The 16,423-nt window shown below is 65.3% G+C and carries 15 protein-coding genes; 10 read left to right on the top strand and 5 right to left on the bottom strand.

Going from position 1 to position 16,423, the window contains the following annotated elements:
- Positions 1-11 precede the first annotated feature (11 nt).
- Positions 12-1,574 (bottom strand): Hint domain-containing protein, encoded by a 1,563-nt coding sequence (locus KVX96_RS01650; RefSeq protein ID WP_261192403.1) that lies wholly within the window; start codon positions 1,572-1,574, stop codon positions 12-14.
- Between the two features lie 310 nt (positions 1,575-1,884).
- Here KVX96_RS01650 and dapE point away from each other — a divergent pair, with 310 nt between their 5' ends.
- The 5 genes from dapE to KVX96_RS01625 all read left to right on the top strand — a co-directional run bounded on the left by dapE (position 1,885) and on the right by KVX96_RS01625 (position 7,798).
- A complete protein-coding gene (dapE, locus tag KVX96_RS01645) occupies positions 1,885-3,033 on the top strand; it encodes a succinyl-diaminopimelate desuccinylase (RefSeq protein WP_261192400.1) in 1,149 nt (382 codons plus the stop codon).
- Positions 3,030-3,455, top strand: coding sequence for a GNAT family N-acetyltransferase (locus KVX96_RS01640; RefSeq protein WP_261192396.1), 426 nt, complete (start codon positions 3,030-3,032; stop codon positions 3,453-3,455). The genes dapE and KVX96_RS01640 overlap by 4 nt, the downstream gene beginning before the upstream one ends.
- Before the next feature lie 32 nt (positions 3,456-3,487).
- Entirely contained in the window at positions 3,488-4,051 is a 564-nt protein-coding gene (locus tag KVX96_RS01635) for a TIGR04282 family arsenosugar biosynthesis glycosyltransferase (protein ID WP_261195355.1), read from the top strand.
- Positions 4,052-4,082: 31 nt separating this feature from the next.
- Complete coding sequence (gene rnr / locus KVX96_RS01630; protein WP_261192393.1) at positions 4,083-6,353, top strand: ribonuclease R; 2,271 nt, start codon at positions 4,083-4,085, stop codon at positions 6,351-6,353.
- Positions 6,354-6,475: 122 nt separating this feature from the next.
- Positions 6,476-7,798, top strand: a complete 1,323-nt coding sequence (locus KVX96_RS01625) for a lytic murein transglycosylase (RefSeq protein WP_261192391.1) — start codon at positions 6,476-6,478, stop codon at positions 7,796-7,798.
- Positions 7,799-7,805: 7 nt separating this feature from the next.
- Here KVX96_RS01625 and KVX96_RS01620 read toward each other — a convergent pair whose 3' ends face one another.
- A complete protein-coding gene (locus KVX96_RS01620) occupies positions 7,806-8,330 on the bottom strand; it encodes a GNAT family N-acetyltransferase (RefSeq protein ID WP_261192390.1) in 525 nt (174 codons plus the stop codon).
- A 122-nt stretch (positions 8,331-8,452) separates the two neighbouring features.
- Here KVX96_RS01620 and gpmI point away from each other — a divergent pair, with 122 nt between their 5' ends.
- From gpmI to KVX96_RS01600, 4 genes are all read left to right on the top strand, one after another.
- The gene (gpmI, locus tag KVX96_RS01615) at positions 8,453-9,973 is read left to right on the top strand and encodes a 2,3-bisphosphoglycerate-independent phosphoglycerate mutase (protein WP_261192389.1); all 1,521 of its coding nucleotides are present in this window, start codon (positions 8,453-8,455) and stop codon (positions 9,971-9,973) included.
- A complete protein-coding gene (locus KVX96_RS01610; protein WP_261192387.1) occupies positions 9,970-11,121 on the top strand; it encodes a murein hydrolase activator EnvC family protein in 1,152 nt (383 codons plus the stop codon). The genes gpmI and KVX96_RS01610 overlap by 4 nt, the downstream gene beginning before the upstream one ends.
- A 6-nt stretch (positions 11,122-11,127) precedes the next feature.
- Positions 11,128-12,474, top strand: a complete 1,347-nt coding sequence (locus KVX96_RS01605; RefSeq protein ID WP_261192386.1) for a S41 family peptidase — start codon at positions 11,128-11,130, stop codon at positions 12,472-12,474.
- A gap of 79 nt (positions 12,475-12,553) precedes the next feature.
- A complete protein-coding gene (locus tag KVX96_RS01600; RefSeq protein WP_261192384.1) occupies positions 12,554-13,045 on the top strand; it encodes an RNA pyrophosphohydrolase in 492 nt (163 codons plus the stop codon).
- On the opposite strand, the gene KVX96_RS01595 is transcribed toward KVX96_RS01600, so the two are convergent.
- A complete protein-coding gene (locus KVX96_RS01595) occupies positions 13,042-13,377 on the bottom strand; it encodes a hypothetical protein (RefSeq protein ID WP_261192380.1) in 336 nt (111 codons plus the stop codon). The two genes, KVX96_RS01600 and KVX96_RS01595, sit on opposite strands and share 4 nt — an antisense overlap.
- Before the next feature lie 303 nt (positions 13,378-13,680).
- Between KVX96_RS01595 and KVX96_RS01590 the strand changes: the two genes are divergently transcribed.
- Positions 13,681-14,025, top strand: coding sequence for a DUF2794 domain-containing protein (locus tag KVX96_RS01590; RefSeq protein ID WP_261192379.1), 345 nt, complete (start codon positions 13,681-13,683; stop codon positions 14,023-14,025).
- 79 nt (positions 14,026-14,104) lie between these two features.
- Here KVX96_RS01590 and KVX96_RS01585 read toward each other — a convergent pair whose 3' ends face one another.
- Together KVX96_RS01585 and KVX96_RS01580 are read right to left on the bottom strand one after the other, a co-directional pair.
- Positions 14,105-14,947: a C40 family peptidase gene (locus tag KVX96_RS01585; RefSeq protein WP_261192377.1), complete on the bottom strand. Its 843-nt coding sequence runs from the start codon at positions 14,945-14,947 to the stop codon at positions 14,105-14,107.
- Positions 14,944-16,329 carry a leucyl aminopeptidase family protein gene (locus KVX96_RS01580; protein WP_261192375.1) on the bottom strand — a complete coding sequence of 462 codons (1,386 nt, stop codon included), beginning with the start codon at positions 16,327-16,329 and terminating at the stop codon, positions 14,944-14,946. The genes KVX96_RS01585 and KVX96_RS01580 overlap by 4 nt, the downstream gene beginning before the upstream one ends.
- Between the last annotated feature and the right edge of the window lie 94 nt (positions 16,330-16,423).

The raw sequence follows: 16,423 nt of genomic DNA, 5'->3' as shown, positions 1-16,423 counted from the left end.
TTGGGCCCAAGTCAGGCGGCCCAACGGCGCGACATCAGCACCGCCGCTTCGAATTTCTTCAGCGTCCGCCGGGCCGAAGCGCCGTAGCCAAGTCCGGTTTCCGGATCCAGTTCCGGGAAGATCGAGGCGATCTCCGCCACGATGTCCTGCTCGAAACTGTCCACGGCCTGTGGCCCCGGCAGGAAGCTCTCCGTCGCCAGCCCCTCGGAATAGACAACCTGATGCTCGTCGAACAGGATGTGGACATATTCCACCTCGCCGCCTTCCACGTTGCGGATGGCGCGATCGTTCACCAGATCCTTGGCGGCCACCAGAACCTCGGACTCGCCGAACAGAAGCTCGGCCAACGTGTCGCGCAGAAGCACCCGGTGCTGGGGCGAGACCTTCAGCTCGCCGTGATTGCCAAAGGCCCCCGCACGGATCACAACCGGCGCATGCGCACCACGCGCGGGCACCTTGCGACGGCCCGCCCAGCGCACCGGCTGGGGGCCGTTGTCGTGGGTCATCACCAGATCGCCGGGCTGCAGCGCCTCAACCGCGCGCTCCCCATCGGGCGTGCGGATCCGGGTGCCCGCCACGAAACAGGGCACCGTGTCGATGGTGACGAAACCCGTGTCCGTCGTGCCGTTGTCGTTCTCGATCATGTAGGTGAAATTCACCGCTTCCACGTCACCGTCGGTTTCGACGGTGAAGGTGCCATCGGCGTTCAGCCAGATCCGCTGCCTCGTGGCCAGCAGCACGGAATCGCCCGCGGACACCGCGATCCCGTTGATATGGGTGATCGTGATCACCCCGGTGGCGGAGTTGAAATCATTGCCCAGCACATCAACGGTTTTCGTCCCGTTCACGCCCATGGTGACACTGTCCGAATTCGCGATCAGCCCGGATTGCAGGCTGTTCCCGGCAATGAGCAGGTTGGAATCGTACCGGTTGTCGCCCACATCGGCGATGCCGATGCGGATCGAGTTCACCGCCGTCGTGTTCACTGGAATGGTCAGCGACAGCGTGACGGTGAAGCCGTCCATTTCGGTGTTGTACTGGTCGTTCGTGTTGTCCACGTAGAGGTTGAAGTTGTTGTTCTCGTTGAGGTTGCCAATGGAGGTATTGCCGTTGCCGATCTCAAGCGGCACGAGCGAGCCGTTCACCCAGACACCGACGATGTCGTTGTAAATGGAGTTCACATACTCCGGGTATTCCTCTGACGAGAAGACGAACTGCAGGGTGAGCAGATCGTGATCGGAAGTGAAATCGATATCGATGTAAGAGGCATCGTAGGTGTTGGTGCCGGCGATGGCGTTGAAGCCTGCATCATTGTTTGGCCCGCTGGAACCCGAGGTGGTGGAGCCGGAGTCATTGGGGTTGGAATCGATCCCGATGAAGGAGTTGACCTGCCCCGTCGACAGGATCACCCCGCTATCGCTGGGGGCCACCCCCGGGGAAAGCGTATCGGCGTTGGAGTGGATGCCAGACGCACGGTTGTCGCCCGTGTAGCTCGCGCCCACGATCTGTACGCCGTCACCCAAGATCGCCTGGGCCATTTCGGTGGCCGAAGCGGTGTTATTTATCGTGACCATGCCTGCCCCTTGCCTCATGCGGGGCAGCGCAAACGCTGCTCGTGGCACGCTGTGTCGCGTGCTCTGGTTCGTCCTTGCGTCGGGGTGCCGGAGGTTTTGCCCGTGCTGCCCGCGTTTGCCCTGCCTCAGGTCATTGTTATGAAACGCATAGCAGCACAGTTTTTATCCCGCGTTAACTCTTTCGCGCCGCCTTCCCTCCGCGTAAAGCCGCTTTGATGCGCCGGAGCCACATAATCCCGCGTTGCAGGCGCAGGGGCGAGGCTTTATCCCGGTCCGGCACGCTATGCCGCCCGCCGAGAAGGAGAGCCCCATGATTGAGCCCGTCGATCCCGTCGCCCTGACGGCTGATCTGATCCGCTGCCCTTCTGTTACGCCGGAAGAGGGCGGTGCGCTGGGGCTGCTGGAGCAGCTTCTGGCCGGGGCCGGGTTCGCCTGCACGCGGGTGGATCGCGAAGGCATCGCCAATCTTTATGCCCGCTGGGGCGAGAAGGGCCATGCGAAGAGCTTCGGCTTCAACGGCCACACGGATGTAGTTCCGGTGGGCGATCTGGCAGCCTGGACGTCCGATCCCTTCGGTGCCGAAATCCGTGAGGGCCAGATGTGGGGGCGCGGGGCGACCGACATGAAATCCGGCGTCGCCGCCTTTGCCGCCGCCGCTGTGGATTTCGTGCGTCAGACTCCGCCCGATGGTGCCGTGATCCTCGCCATCACCGGCGATGAGGAAGGCGACGCCCAGCATGGCACCATCGCTTTGCTGGACTGGATGGCGCAGCAAGGCGAGGCCATGAGCGCCTGCCTCGTGGGCGAGCCGACCTGCCCCAACGAAATGGGCGAGATGATGAAGATCGGCCGGCGCGGCAGCATGACGGCCTATTTCACCGCCACCGGCATTCAGGGCCACACGGCCTACCCCCATCGCGCCAAGAACCCGGTGCCTGCACTGGCGCGGCTGATCGCCCGGCTCGACGATCATGTGCTCGACGAAGGCACCGCGCATTTCGATCCGTCCACGCTGGCGGTTGCCTCTTTCGACACCGGCAACCCTGCCAACAACGTGATCCCGGCGCAATGCCGCGCTATGGTCAACATCCGCTTCAACGACGCCCATTCCTCCGGTGCGCTGATTGCGTGGCTCACCGAGGAAGCCGCGAAAGTGCAGGCTGAAACCGGGGTCGAGATCTCCATGCGCACGCAGGTTTCGGGGGAAAGCTTCCTCACCCCGCCGGGCCCGCTTTCGGCCCTCGTGGCGGATGCCGTGGAAGCCGAGACAGGCCGCCGCCCCGAGATGTCTACTTCCGGCGGCACGTCGGATGCGCGCTTCATGAAGGATCACTGCCCGGTGGTAGAGTTTGGCCTTGTCGGCAAGACGATGCACCAGGTGGACGAGCGCGTGTCGGTGGAGCAGATTGGCGCGTTAAAAAACATCTATTCCCGCATACTCAGAGACTATTTCGCATGAGCTACACCATCGCCCGCACCGAGGATCTCGCCGCCTGCCACGCCCTGCGGCGGGTGGTTTTTATCGACGAGCAGAACGTGCCGGAAGATCTGGAGATGGACGATCTGGACGATGTGGCCGTGCATGTGCTGGCCACCACCGAAGACGGCACGCCCGTCGGCACCGCGCGGCTTTTGTTTGTTGGCACGACCGGCAAGATCGGCCGGGTCTGCGTGGTGAAAGAGCATCGCGGCACCGGGCTTGGCGCGGACCTGATCCGCCAGTGCATCACGCTCTTGCGCGAAACAGACGGCCTCACCCGCGCCAAACTCGGCGCGCAGGCCCATGCGCTCGGCTTCTACGAAAAGCTCGGCTTCACGGTCTGCGGCCCGGAATACATGGACGCCAACATCCCGCATTTCGACATGGACATGACGCTGTGAAACCCACCGCGCGCCGCCGCCGGCTCGTGGTGATGGTGAAAGAGCCGCGCCCGGGCCGCGTGAAAACGCGGCTGGGGCGGGATCTGGGCATGGTCAGCGCGGCCTGGTGGTTCCGCCATCAAACAGCGCGGCTCCTGCGCAGGCTCGCGGATCCGCGCTGGGATCTGATCCTTGCCGTCGCGCCCGATGTGGAGGGGATGCAAAGCCGGGTCTGGCCCGAAGCCCTGCCGCGCGTGCCGCAGGGGGCGGGCGATCTGGGCAACCGCATGGGCCGGATCTTCCGCAGCCTGCCGCCCGGCCCGGTGGTGATCATCGGCGGCGACATTCCCGGCATCACGCCCGCGCATATCGCCCGCGCCTTCAAGGCGCTGGGGCGGGCCGAGGCCGTGCTTGGCCCCGCCCCCGATGGCGGCTACTGGCTGATCGGGCTGAAACGCACATTTGCGGTGCAACAGAGCCTGTTTTCAGGCGTGCGCTGGTCGTCCGAACACGCCATGGCAGACACCGTGGCCAGCCTTGGCACGCCCCATGTGGCTTATATCGACACGCTGCAGGACGTGGACACGCTCGCCGACCTCAAACGCATATCTGCATGACGCGCCTCTCGCCCCGTGCTAGGGGCTTTGCATGACGCGCATTCCTTCCAAGGAGGAGATTCTGCAATGGATCTCCGACAACCCGACCCTCACCGCCAAACGTGACATCGCCCGTGCCTTCGGCATAAAGGGCGCGGCCCGCATTGAGCTGAAGAAAGTGCTCAAGGAGCTTGAGGCCGAGGGCCACCTCGAGAAGCGCAAGAATACCTATCGCGATCCGGAAAGCCTGCCGCCCGTCACCGTGCTGCAGGTGTTAGCGCCGGACGCCGATGGCGATCTGTTTGCCAAGCCGCTTGAGTGGCAGGGCGAGGGCAAACCGCCGGTGATCCTCATCGTCGCAAAAGCCTCTGATCCGGCGCTCGGCGCGGGTGATCGCATCCTTGGGCGGCTCACCAAACTGCCGAAGGTGAAGGGCGAGCCCGAAACCTACGAGGCCCGCCTGATCCGCAAGATCGGCCACAACCCGCTGCGCATCCTCGGGATCTACCGCAAAGGCCACGAGGGCGGGCGGATCGTGCCCATCGACAAGGGACAGGACAAGGAATGGCGCGTGGCCAGTGCCGCCGTCCAAGGCGCGCAGGATGGCGAGCTTGTGGAAGCCGAACAGGCGGGCCCCAAGGGCCGCCTCGGCCTGCCCAGCGCACGCATCGTCGCGCGGCTTGGGGATCCGAGCCAGCCCAAGGCCGTTTCGCTGATTGCGATCCACCAGCACGGCATCCCCGACCAGTTCCCTGATGCCGTCGTGGCCGAGGCCGACACTGCAAAGCCTGCGCCGCTTGGAAAACGCGAGGATCTGCGCGAGCTGCCGCTGATCACCATCGACCCGGCCGATGCGCGCGACCACGACGATGCCGTCTATGCTCATGCCGATGACGATCCGAAGAACCCCGGCGGCCATGTCGTCTGGGTCGCCATCGCCGATGTCGCCCATTACGTGACGCCGAATTCGGAACTGGACCGCGAGGCGCGCAAGCGCGGCAACTCCACCTATTTCCCCGACCGCGTGGTGCCAATGCTGCCCGATCACCTGTCGGGCGATCTCTGTTCGCTGCACGAGGACGTGTCGCGCCCGGTGATCGCAGTGCGCATGGTGCTCGATGCGCAAGGGGCCAAGATCGCCCATCGCTTCACGCGCGCGATGATGAAATCCCACGCTTCGCTGCACTATGGCGAGGTGCAGGCAGCGGTGGATGGCCACCCGACCGACCGCACCGAACCTTGGCTTTCGCCCGTGTTAGAGCCGCTTTATGCGGCCTATCAGGCCACCAAACACGCCCGCGAGGCGCGCCAGCCGCTGGATCTGGATCTACCGGAGCGCCGCATCGAATTGGATGCCGATGGCAAGGTCACGTCGGTGGCTTTCCGGGATCGCCTCGACGCTCACCGGCTGATCGAGGAATTCATGGTGCTGGCCAATGTCTGCGCTGCAGAGGAACTGATCGCGCGCAAAAGCCCGCTGCTGTTCCGTGTCCACGAGGAACCGAACCCGGACAAGCTCGAATCCCTGCGCGAAATCGCCGAAGCCTCCGGCCTGACGCTCGCCAAAGGACAAGTGCTGCGCACGCGTCACCTGAACAGCCTGCTGAAACAGGCCGAAGGCAGCGAGAACGCCGAGCAGATCAACATGGCCACCCTACGCTCCATGACGCAGGCCTATTACAGCCCGGAAAACTTCGGCCACTTCGGCCTTGCGCTGCGCAACTACGCGCATTTCACCTCCCCCATCCGGCGCTATTCGGATCTGATCGTGCACCGCTCCCTGATCGCGGCCCATAGCTGGGGCAAGGACGGGCTGTCGCCGTGGGACGTGGAAAACCTCGACGAGACCGCCAAGCTGATCTCCGACACCGAACGCCGCTCCATGGTGGCCGAGCGCGACACCACCGATCGCTATCTGGCCGCCTACCTGTCGGAGCGCATGGGCAACGAGTTTGCCGCGCGCATCTCCGGCATCGCGAAGTTCGGCGCTTTCGCCCGGCTCGCGGAAACCGGCGCGGACGGGCTGATCCCCGTGCGCTCGCTGGGGCGGGAGTTCTTCCACTTCGACGCCGACGCCCAGACGCTGACGGGCGAGCATTCCGGCCTCACGCTGGGGCTGGGCCAGACCGTCACCGTGCGGCTCGCGGAAACCGATGCGCTCACCGGCGGGCTGATCCTTGAGCTGCTAAAAGTCGAAGATCAGGCGCTGCCCCGCAGCAGCGGCAACCGGCGCAGCAAGGGCGGGCCCAAGCGCAAGCTCGCCAAATCCCGCGCCAAGGGCAAGAAAACCGCCCGCAAGGTGGAGCGCAAACGGCGCGGCTGATTTTCCCCAGCCATTTCAGGCACTCCCGCGAAAGATCGGCCAATTCCCGCCAGACGCATCCCGGATCCCCTTTGAACACAGGGGGATTCGCGCTAGGCTTTCAAAAAAACGAGTGTGAGCAGATGCGTATTTTCCAAGTTCCCGCGGCGCTTCTGGCGGCCGCCCTGATCTCCGGCACATCGGCAGCCTTCGCGGCCAACGGCGCGGTTGAATCCTCGCTGCGCCCGGTGCAACGTGCGGTGCAATCCTATACCCAAGACGGCCCCGAGCACTCGCTGAGGCCCACAGCCCGCGGAGAGATCGTCCTGGCACAGGCCAACAGTTCCAACCTCGCCTTCGAGCGCTGGATCCAGTCCTTCTACGGCCGCGCGCAGGCGCAGGGCATCAGCCGCGCCACGCTGGATCGCGCCTTCAAGGGCGTGGAATACAACACCTCGGTGATCGCGAAGGATCGTAACCAGTCCGAATTCACCAAGCAGATCTGGGATTACCTCGACAGCGCTGCCTCCCCGACGCGGGTGAAGAACGGCAAATCCGCCCTGCGCAAATACGACCGCACGCTGGACAAGATCGAGGCCACCTACGGCGTGGACCGCGATGTGGTGGTGGCGATCTGGGGTTTGGAAAGCGCCTATGGCGAGCACAGGGGCGATCTGCCGGTGATCGAAAGCCTTGCGACGCTGGCGTTTGATGGCCGCCGGGGCAAGTTCTTTGAAAGCCAGTTGATCGCAGCGCTCAAGATCATCCAGTCCGGCGACACGAGCCCGCGCAACATGAAGGGAAGCTGGGCCGGGGCCATGGGCCACACGCAGTTCATCCCCACCTCCTACCTCGCCTTCGCAGTGGATTTCACCGGCGACGGCAAGCGCGACATCTGGAGCAACGATCCAACCGATGCACTGGCCTCCACCGCCGCCTATTTGAAGCGCTCCGGCTGGATCAAAGGCCAGCCCTGGGGCAAAGAGGTGCGCCTGCCGCGCGGGTTCAACTACGGGCTCGCCAGCCGCAAGACGCTGAAGATGCCCTCGGACTGGGCCAAGCTTGGCGTGGTGGGGATCGATGGAAAACCCGTGCCTAACTATGGCTCGGCCTCGATCCTGCTGCCCGCCGGGGCCAGCGGTGCGGCCTTCATGATCTTCAAGAATTTCGCCGTGATCGAGCGCTACAACAAGGCCGATGCCTATGTGATCGGCGTGGGGCACCTCTCTGACAGGATCACCGGCGGGCCGGAGATTCAGGCCAGCTGGCCGCGCGGCTACCAGCCGCTGTCCTTCACCGAGAAAAAGGAAATGCAGCGCCGCCTGACGCGCGCGGGCTTCCTGAACGACAAGATCGACGGCATCATCGGCCCCAACACCGTGAACGCGATCCGCGCCTATCAGAACTCCATCGGCATCACGCCGGATGGCTATCCGTCCAAGGAACTGATGAAATACCTGCGCTAGGCGGGGCTCACCCCGCCTTTGCGGCCAACGCGGGCAGGTCTGTCCAATCGTAGCGATAGGCCTGCACCGGCTGATCAAACACCGCATCCGGGAAGGGGCCAGAGGCCGCGCCGCCCATGGCCTCGTAGAAGGCGATGGCCGCCGTATTGGCGTCGATCACGGTGAGATAGAGACTGTTTTCGCCCAGATCCAGCAGCTCCCGCGCGGCCCGCGCCATCAGCGCACGGCCCACGCCGCCGCCCTTGGCATCAGGCGAGACGTGCAGGTTGTCCACATAGGGCCCATCGGGTTTGGGCAGCAGGGCGATGAAGCCGAGCAGGCGCCCGTCGCCCGCTTCCGCGACGATCTGGAACCGCACGCCACCTTGGGTCTGGCGCGCCCAGAACCCGGCCAGATCCTCGGCCATGCGCCCGGTGATGTAGCTGTCGTCCAGCAGCCCGGCGTAGGCGCTGGCCCAGCTCGCGGTCTGCAGCCGCGCGATGGCCGGGAAATCTGCGGGTGTGGCGTGGCGGAGGCTGAGATCAGAGGTCATGGCGGCCAGAACGCCTGCAAAGCCGCCACCCGTCAAGCATTTCTTGGCCACACACCGCCGCCCGCCTTGCCCAAGCGGGTTCCGCCCCGTAAAACCGCCCCGAAGCAGTGAGGCGAGACACCATGACCACCCCCAAACCCGTTGTTCTGTGCATTCTCGATGGCTGGGGCCACCGCGAAGAAATCGTGGCCAATGCCCCGGCGCAGGCCCATACCCCCACGTTCGATGCGATCATGGCAAGCTGCCCGCACAACCTGCTCACCACCCACGGCCCCGATGCGGGCCTGCCCACCGGGCAGATGGGCAACTCGGAAGTGGGCCACACCAACATCGGCGCGGGCCGCGTGGTTGCGATGGATCTTGGCCAGATCGATCTCGCCATCGAAGACGGCAGCTTCGCCACCAATGAGGCCCTGCAAGGTTTCATCGCCACGCTGAAAGCCAATGGTGGCACGGCGCAGATCATGGGGCTCGTGTCGCCGGGCGGGGTGCACAGCCATCAGAACCATATCGTCGAGGCCGCCAAAGCGATCACTGCCGCTGGCGTTCCGGCGCAGATCCACGCCATCACCGATGGCCGCGATGTGGCGCCCAAATCCGCCGACAGCTATCTCAAAGCCTTTGAAGAGGCCCTGCCGGAAGGCGCAACCATCGGCAGCCTCGTGGGCCGCTACTTCGCGCTGGACCGCGACAATCGCTGGGAGCGCGTGCAGCAGGCGTTTGACGTGGTGGTTTCGGGGCAAGGAAATGTCTCTGATACGGCCCAATCCGCGATTTCCGAGTCCTGGGCGCGGGGCGAGACGGATGAGTTCATCAAGGCCACGAAGCTTGCCGCCTACCAGCCGCCCGCCAATGGCGACGGGCTTCTGTTCATCAACTTCCGCGCCGACCGCGCACGCGAAATCCTCGCTGCGCTGGCCGATCCCGACTTCGCGGAGTTCGACGCCTCCGCCCGCCCGTCCTGGGGCGCGGTATGCGGCATGGTCGAATATTCCGACCGTCACAACAGCTACATGCAGACGCTCTTCCCCAAGCGCAAGATCGTCAACACGCTGGGCGAATGGGTCTCTAAACAAGGCAAAACCCAGTTCCGCCTCGCCGAAACAGAGAAATACCCCCACGTGACCTTCTTCCTCAACGGCGGCAAGGAAGTGCCGGAGCCGGGTGAAGATCGCTACATGCCGAAATCGCCGAAGGTCGCCACTTACGATCTGCAGCCGGAAATGAGCGCGGGCGAGGTGACGGAGGCTTTCGTGGCGGCCATCGAGAAGGGCTATGACCTGATTGTCACCAATTACGCCAACCCGGATATGGTCGGCCACACCGGCGATCTGGGCGCGGCGATCAAGGCCTGTGAAGCCGTGGACGCCGGGCTTGGCGAGGTCGTTGAAGCGCTGAAAAAGGCCGGTGGTGCAATGATCGTCACCGCCGATCACGGTAACTGCGAGATGATGCAGGACCCCGAAACCGGCGGCCCGCATACGGCCCATACGCTGAACCCCGTGCCTGTCGTGCTCGTGGGCGGGCCGCAGGGCGTGACTTTGCGCGAAGGGCGCTTGGCCGATCTCGCGCCGACGGTGCTGGATCTGATGGGGCTTCAGAAACCGGCCGAGATGACCGGGGAGAGCCTGATCCAGCGATGATCGCATTGCCCGCCCGCCTTCTTGCCCTCGGCTTGAGCGCCGGGCTTCTGTTCGCCGCCCCTGTCGGCGCGCAGCAGGATCCGGCCCAGAGCGCCCGGCTCGCGGCACAGCAACTGGCCGCCGCCACCGCCCGGCTGGAGAAGGCAAGTGGCGCGCGGGATCGTGTTTCGGCTTTAACAGAGACGATTCACGCCTATGAGGAGGGGCTTGAAGCCCTGCGCGAGGGGCTGCGGGCTTCCTCCCTGCGCGAACAGGAGATCCGGGCCGACTGGCAGCTGCGCAGCGGTGAAGTCTCGCGCCTGTTGGCTGCTTTGGGCGCTTTGCAGAACGGCCCCGTGGCCCTGCACCTGATGCACCCCTCCGGCCCGCTCGGCACTGCGCGCTCTGGCATGGTGATCTCGGCCCTCGCGCCCGCGCTGCAGGCCGAAGCGGAAGCCCTGCGCCAGCAGCTGGAAGAAGTCACCCTGCTGCGCACCCTACAGGAAAGCGCGAAGGACGATCTGGCCGCCGGGCTTCAGGGCATTCAGGAGGCCCGTACCGAACTTTCGCAGGCCATCTCGGAGCGCAGCGATCTGCCCAGCCGCTATGTCTCCGATCCGCACCAGTTGAAGGAACTGGCCAACAACGCCGAAACGCTGGAAGGTTTCGCCACCGGGCTGCGGCTGGTTGACGGGCCGGACTCCGCCCCGCAAGGCAACGCGAGCTTCCCCGACGCCGCCGGAAGCCTCCCCCTGCCCGCCGATGGCACGCTCCTGCGCCGCTACGGCGAAGCCGATGCCAGCGGCATCACGCGCCCCGGCCTCGTGATGGCCACGCGCCCGCTGGCGCTGGTCAAGGCCCCCTGGCCTTCTACCATTCGCTACCGGGGCCCGCTTCTGGACTACGGAAACGTGATGATCCTTGAGCCCGCAGAGGACCATCTGCTGGTTCTGGCCGGGCTTGAGACGGTCTATGGTGCGGTTGGCGATGTCGTCCCGGCAGGAACGCCGGTGGGGATGATGGGCGGCGCGGCGCCTGTGGCCGAAGAGTTTTTGGCGCAAAGCGCGCAAGGTGGTGGCGCAGCGCAGTCAGAAACGCTTTATATTGAGTTGAGAGTTGGGCAGGAGCCCACGGACCCCGCCGCGTGGTTCGCCGTGAACAAGGAATAGGATGCGATGAAGAAACTCGTGATGGCCGCACTGGGCGGCACCCTGGCCGGGGCGATCGTCAGCACGCAGATCGCCGGCCCGCTGATTGCACAGGAGGCGGACGCCAAGGCTTCGGTCTATGAGCAGCTCGATCTCTTCGGCAACATCTTCGAGCGCGTGCGCGCGCAATATGTGGAAGAAGTGGACGAACGCGAACTGATTCAGGCCGCGATCAACGGCATGCTCACCTCGCTCGATCCGCATTCCAGCTACCTCGCGCCGGAAGATTTCGACGACATGCGCGTGCAGACACGGGGCGAGTTCGGCGGGCTTGGTATCGAGGTGACGCAGGAAGAGGGCTTCGTGAAGGTCGTCTCTCCGATGGACGACACGCCTGCGTTTGACGCCGGGATCGAAGCGGGCGATTTCATCACCCATGTGGACGGCGAAAGCATCCTTGGCCTGACGCTGGACGAGGCGGTTGAAATGATGCGCGGGCCCGTTGGCTCCGAGATCATCGTGACGATCGTACGCGAGGGCGAGGATGAGCCTTTCGACGTGTCCATCATCCGCGACACCATCAAGCTCACCGCCGTGCGCTCCCGCGTGCAGGGCGATACCGTTGTGCTGCGCGTCACCACCTTCAACGATCAGACCTTCCCCAACCTCGAGGAAGAGCTGGCCGAGAAGGTCGAGGAACTGGGCGGGATGGAGAACGTCAACGGCTTCGTCATCGACCTGCGCAACAACCCGGGCGGGCTGCTCACGCAGGCGATCAAGGTGTCTGACGCCTTCCTCGACAAGGGCGAGATCGTCTCGACCCGTGGCCGCGCCGCCGAGGATGGCGAGCGCTTCAACGCGACCGAGGGCGATCTGGCCGAGGGCAAACCCATCGTCGTGTTGATCAACGGCGGCTCTGCCTCTGCGTCCGAAATCGTCGCCGGTGCGCTGCAGGATCACCGCCGCGCCATCGTCGTGGGCACCAAGAGCTTCGGCAAGGGCTCGGTGCAGACCGTCATGCCCCTGCGCGGCGACGGCGCCATGCGTTTGACCACCGCGCGCTACTACACGCCGTCGGGCCGTTCGATCCAGTCGCTCGGCGTGGCACCGGACATCATCGTGGAGCAGCCGCGCCGCCGCCCGGCAGACGAAGAGAACGAGGACGAGCCCCGCTCGGAAGCCAACTTCTCCCGCTCGGAGGCCGATCTGCGCGGCAGCCTCTCCAACGACTCGCTCTCGGAAGACGAACGCAAGCAGTTCGAGGCCGAGGAGTTGAAAGCCGAGGAAGCCGCCAAGCTGCGCGAGGAGGATTACCAGCTCGCCTATGCGATCGACATCCTCAAAGGCCTTTCGGCGCTCGATCCGGCCAAGTAAGGGCTGAGCCAGAGTTCCCTAGCGCGGGCCGGGTCTTTCCCGGCCCGCCTGCGTTTTCCCCATCGTTCAAGGACACCCCATGACCCCCGAAGAGATTGCCAAGCTGCCCTATCGCCCCTGCGTGGGTGTGATGCTCGTGAATGGTGATGGCCAGATCTTTGCCGGCCAGCGGATCGACAGCGATGTGCCCGCCTGGCAGATGCCGCAGGGCGGGATCGACGCGGGCGAGGACCCCGAGGCGGCCGCGCTGCGCGAACTGTGGGAGGAAACCGGCGTTACGGCGGATCTGGTGGAGGTTGAGGCGCGCACCGGCGATTGGCTCGCCTATGATCTGCCGCATGAGATCGTGCCGCGGATCTGGAAAGGGCGCTTCAAAGGGCAGGAACAGCTTTGGTTCCTGCTGCGCTTTACGGGAAGCGACGCCGACATCCGCATCGACGGCGACCACCCGGAGTTCTCCGAGTGGCGCTGGATCGGGCCCGACGCGCTGATCGAGAACATCGTGCCCTTCAAGCGCGAGCTCTACGCGAAAGTCGTCGCGGAATTCCGCGATAAGCTGGGTGATGGTTAACGGCGCGGCACGCTGTAGAGCAGGAAATCCCCGCGCTGGCCAACCCGGCGCGCGCCGGTTTCCTGCACGAAGGCGGGCAGGCCGCTGTAGCTGGCCGGGCAGCTCACGAGCGTGGCGGCGTCGCTGAGGAACTGGTTTGTGTATGCGGTTTCGCCGGTCACCTTGCAGGGATCGCCGGCTGCGCGGAACCCCCGGATCAGCACGAGATCGGCCGTGTCGTAGCTCGCGTAGGCGGGAACTTTCTGGCTTTTGCTGCTGCCACCTGTGGAACAGGCCGACAGACCGCCGATGAGCGCGGCTCCGGCAAGGGCTGCAATCAGGTGGTGCCGCATGGTCGTACTCCCTATCTGCGTTTGGAGCGAAGCCTAGCGAAGCCTTTGCGGCACGGCGAGGGGGCATGCCGCAAAAAAAATCGGCCCCGTCACCTGGGGAGACGGGGCCAAGTGGCGCACCGCTGGTTCCTGGGACGGGTGGGGGCAAGAAAACCAGTGAACCAGCTAACGGGTAACGCTTGAAATCAAAGTTAACGCTGGGTCATGGCGAAGATCGCGCCGGGCGGGGGAGATTTGCGGGTCTTTTCGGGGCAAAGGCGGGGCGGGCTTGATTTTCTGCCGGGCCTTCGCCACGATTCCCCCATGAACATCGAGCCCGGCCCCCCGCGCCCCCCTTTTGGACAGCCCGACCTCGTGGCCTTCGACCGCAAGGAGCTTGGCGTTATCCTTGGGCTCTACGGGCGGTTCGTGGCAGCGGGCGAGTGGCGCGATTACGGGATTTCCTCTCTGCGAGATGTGGCCGTTTTTTCCGTCTTCCGGCGCACGGCTGAAAACCCGCTTTACCGGATCGAGAAACGTCCGAAGCTGCGCAATCGACAGGGGCTTTATGCGGTGGTCGGCATGGACGGGCTTGTTCTGAAACGCGGCCATGATCTGCGCACGGTGCTGCGGGTGTTGGAGCGCAAGCTGATCCGGTCGGTGGAGTAGCGATAAGGGCGGAAGTTGGGGGCTCTGCCCCCGGCCCCTGCGGGGCCTCCCCCGAGGTATTTTCGGCAAGAGGAAAAGGTTAGGGGCGCGCCTGAGAGAGGCGGCGCAGGGCGGTGATCTCACCGAACTCACGAGCCGCGATGCGGGCCTGTGCCGCGGCCAGAGGTTCGATCGCAACGGCCATATGGTGGGCGTTGGCGTGGATCAGGCGCTCCGCGTCGAGCATCATCCCGATATGGCCGCGCCAGCAGACGAGATCGCCGCGTTGCAGCTCATGCGTGCTTTGGACAGGCGCGCCGAGGCTGGCCTGCAGATCGGAATCGCGCGGGCAGGCGAGGCCCGCGGCCCAAAAGGCAGCCTGCACGAGGCCGGAGCAATCGATGCCAAAGCCGCTGTTGCCGCCCCAGAGATAGGGCGTTCCGAGGAAAAGCTCCGCCGTGGCGGCCGGATCGGGGCTGAGCGCGGACAGCGGCGTGACGTGTTGCAGGGGCACATAACCGCCGTTTTCGAGCACGAGGAAGCCCTCGGCCTCCCGCAGGCCGGTGAGCTGTGCGCCGAAGCTGAGCTGTTGGATGTCGGGGGATTTGATGTCGGCGGCGCTGTAGATGTGGCTGCTGCGCGCGCGGATCCTGTGGCTCGGCGGCGCGGTTTGCGGGGCCAGCGCCCCGTCCGGCAGGTAGCCGACATAGCCGTCGGCGGCATGTATGACAAAGGACCAGCCTTCATGCTGTTCCAGCACCTGCACGGCCTCACCAAAAAGCACCTGCTTGTCGCGCGCGCCGCCGGGGCTTTCACAGAGATCGGCCACCGCCTGCTGACAGCGCATCGGCGTGCCTTCGGTGCGCCTTGGCGCCTTGGCCCGCGCGCCGAGGGAAGCGTGGGCCACGCGGGCGTTTTCCGGGTGGAAGCGCCTGTCTGTCACAGGCCCAGTGCCTCGGGCAAGGCTGCAAGGATGGCCCGCGCGCCCTGCCCCGCACCGCCTTTGGGGCGCGCGGGCGCGGCAGAAGGCTGCCAACCGTAGATGTCGAAATGGGCGTAGCTGGGGGCTTCACCAGTGAAGCGGCGCAGGAAGAGCGCGGCGGTGATCGAGCCAGCAAAGCCCCCGCCCGGCGCGTTGTCCAGATCGGCGATGCCGGGCTCGATCATCGCCTCGTATGGCTCCCAGAAGGGCATCTGCCAGACCGGATCGCAGCTCAATTCCGCGCCTTTCCCCAGCGCGGCGGCAAACCCCTGCTGCGTCGCGTAAAACGGCGCAAGATCGGGGCCGACAGCCACGCGGGCGGCGCCGGTGAGCGTGGCCATGGAGATCAGCAGATCGGGCGTTTCTTCGGCGGCGAGGCTCAGGGCGTCGGCCAGCACGAGGCGGCCTTCGGCATCGGTGTTGTTGATTTCCACCGTCAGCCCGTTGCGGGCCGTGAGGATGTCACCGGGGCGGAAGGCGGGGCCGCCAACGGCGTTTTCCACCGCCGGGATCAGCACGCGCAGGCGCAGCGGCAGGTTCAGCGCCATGATCATGCTGGCGAGCCCCAGCACCGTGGCCGCGCCGCCCATGTCCTTCTTCATCAGGGCCATGGAACTGCCCGGCTTCAGGTTGAGCCCGCCGGTGTCAAAACACACCCCTTTGCCGACCAGCGTCAGCGCAGGCCCCGCGCTGCCCCAGCGCAGATCCAGCAAGCGCGGGGCGCGGGGCGAGGCGCGGCCCACGGCGTGGATCATCGGGAAGTTCTGCTCCAGCAGATCCTCGCCCCGGATCACGGAGACATCCGCATCAAACTCCACCGACAGCGCATGAACGGCGGCTTCCAGATCTTCCGGACCCATGTCATTGGCGGGGGTGTTGATCAGATCACGGGTCAGGAATTCCCCCACCACCATGGCGTTCAGGCGCGCCGCATCCACGCCCTCTGGCGCTTTCAGCGCGCGTTCGGGTGCGGGCTTACCGGCGTAGCGATCGTAGGCGTAACCCGACAGCAGCCAGCCGAGGGTGAATTCCTCCAGCAATGGCGCGGGCAGATCGCTGGCGAGGTGATAGCTGCCAGCAGGCAAGGCACCGAGCCCGGCGAGCGCGCCGAGGCGTTTGCGCGCCCGCGCCCGGGCATCGCCAAGGCCGATCAGCACGGCCGAAGGTGCGCCGTTTTCGCCCGGCAACAGGAGGGTTTCGCCCAACGCGCCGGAAAACCCGTTGGCCTGCGCCCAGGCCTGCGCCGGGGCCTCAAGGTTTGACAGGCAAGCCTCTGCTCCGGCCGCTTCCACGGCATGAACGGGAAGGGAGGGATCGGTGGCGTCGGCGAAGAAATCGGGCATGTGCGGCTCTGATCTTGGCGCATGTGTCTGCGCCGTGGCTTTTGATGGTACACCCTAGCCCGTGCCGCAGCGGGTGCAAGAGGCCAGCGAGAGC

Origin of the sequence: Pseudoruegeria sp. SHC-113, from assembly GCF_025376885.1 — a bacterium.
Classification (GTDB): domain Bacteria; phylum Pseudomonadota; class Alphaproteobacteria; order Rhodobacterales; family Rhodobacteraceae; genus Pseudoruegeria.
Note: the sequence above shows the minus strand (reverse complement) of the source record. Positions and strands in the feature narration are given on the sequence as shown.